Origin of the sequence: Pseudoroseomonas cervicalis ATCC 49957, from assembly GCF_000164635.1 — a bacterium.
Taxonomy (GTDB): domain Bacteria; phylum Pseudomonadota; class Alphaproteobacteria; order Acetobacterales; family Acetobacteraceae; genus Pseudoroseomonas; species Pseudoroseomonas cervicalis.
Genome location: NZ_GG770985.1, coordinates 1 through 1,513 on the forward strand (window position 1 = coordinate 1; position 1,513 = coordinate 1,513).

A 1,513-nucleotide genomic window follows, 5' to 3' on the forward strand; every position below is an offset into this window, starting at 1 on the left:
GCCGCGCCAGGCCGGGCATGGCTCCGCTCCCCTGGCCGGGGCCGGGGATTAACGGCGGCGGCGGCGCAGCACCCGCCAGGGATGGCGCCCGCCGCCCGTCTGTGATGCGATGCCGTGGGAACCGATCCCAAGGCGTTGCCACCACCGCCATTCTTCAGAAGGAGGACACCGTCAATGGCACGACTCGCCCTGGTCACCGGCGGGCAGCGCGGCATCGGCGCCGCCATCAGCGAGCAGTTGCACAAGGCGGGGCGCAAGGTCGTCGCCTCCTATGCCGGCAATGACGCCGCGGCCGCCGCCTTCACCGAGCGCACCGGCATCCCGACCATCAAGTTCGACGTCTCCGACTACGCGGCCTGTCAGGCTGCCGTGGCGAAGATCGAGGCCGAGCACGGCCCGATCGAGATCCTGGTGAACAATGCCGGCATCACCCGCGACGCCACGCTGAAGCGCATGGACCGCAAGATGTGGGACGAGGTGATCGACACCAATCTCGGCTCCTGCTTCAACCTGGCCAAACTGGTGTGGGAGGGCATGACGGCGCGGAAGTTCGGCCGCATCGTCAATATCGGCTCGATCAACGGCCAGGCCGGCCAGTATGGCCAGGTGAACTACGCCGCCGCCAAGTCGGGCATCCACGGCTTCACCAAGGCGCTGGCGCAGGAGGGCGCGCGCGCCGGCATCACCGTCAACGCCATCGCCCCCGGCTATGTCGATACCGAGATGGTGCGCGCGGTGCCGGAGGACGTGCTGCAGAAGATCGTGGCGCGCATCCCGCGCGGCCGCCTCGGCACGGCGGACGACATCGCCCGCGGCGTCTGCTTCCTGACCGCCGACGAGGCCGATTTCATCACCGGCTCGACCCTCTCGATCAATGGCGGCCAGCACATGTACTGAGCCCGCCCCGGCGGGATGACAGGCACCGCCCCGGGGCGCGAGCCCCGGGGCGGTGGCGCTTCAGCGGGTGGCCGGGGCGCCGTCGCCCACCGCGCGGCTGGCGATCCAGGAGACGATGGCGACCACCAGCGCGCCGAGGAACGCGGCGCCGAAGCTCGCCACCCGCATGCCCGGCATCAGCAGCGCGGTCAGCCCCAGCATGGCGGCATTGACCACCAGGGTGAACAGACCCAGCGTGATGACATTGAGCGGCAGCGACAGCAGCATCACCACCGGCCGGATCAGCGCGTTGACCACGCCGAAGACGATGGCGGCGATCACCAGGTTGAACGGGCCGCTGAAGCTGATGCCGCCCACCAGCATGGCGGCGCACCAGAAGGCGAAGGCGGTGATCGCGGTGCGGGCCAGGAATCCCATGATGGACCTCTTCTCTCTTGCGCAGGCGCAACGCCGCGCAGCCCCCCCGGTTGCCAGGGCGGCCGGGCGATGAGCGCCGCCGCGCGCGCCAGCCTGGCCGGCATCGGCGCCATCCTGCTCTGGGCCTTCCTGGGCCTGCTGGCCAAGCTGGGGGAGGGCATCCCGCCGCTGCAGATGACGGCGGCCGGCATGGCGCTGG

2 protein-coding genes are annotated in these 1,513 nt (G+C 70.7%); one reads left to right on the forward strand and one right to left on the reverse strand.

Features of this window, described 5'->3' with window-relative positions; translation table 11 throughout:
- Positions 1–174 precede the first annotated feature (174 nt).
- On the forward strand, positions 175–897 hold the full coding sequence (phbB, locus tag HMPREF0731_RS20980) for an acetoacetyl-CoA reductase (protein ID WP_007006245.1): 723 nt from the start codon (positions 175–177) through the stop codon (positions 895–897).
- Between the two features lie 60 nt (positions 898–957).
- Here phbB and HMPREF0731_RS20985 read toward each other — a convergent pair whose 3' ends face one another.
- Positions 958–1,314 (reverse strand): phage holin family protein, encoded by a 357-nt coding sequence (locus HMPREF0731_RS20985; RefSeq protein ID WP_007006246.1) that lies wholly within the window; start codon positions 1,312–1,314, stop codon positions 958–960.
- Positions 1,315–1,513: the final 199 nt, after the last annotated feature.

What these genes read in the sequence shown, in the direction of transcription:
- phbB (WP_007006245.1), top strand. Translation starts at nt 175, where the DNA reads ATGGCACGACTCGCCCTGGTCACCGGCGGGCAGCGCGGCATCGGCGCC.
- HMPREF0731_RS20985 (WP_007006246.1), bottom strand. Translation starts at nt 1,314, where the DNA reads ATGGGATTCCTGGCCCGCACCGCGATCACCGCCTTCGCCTTCTGGTGC.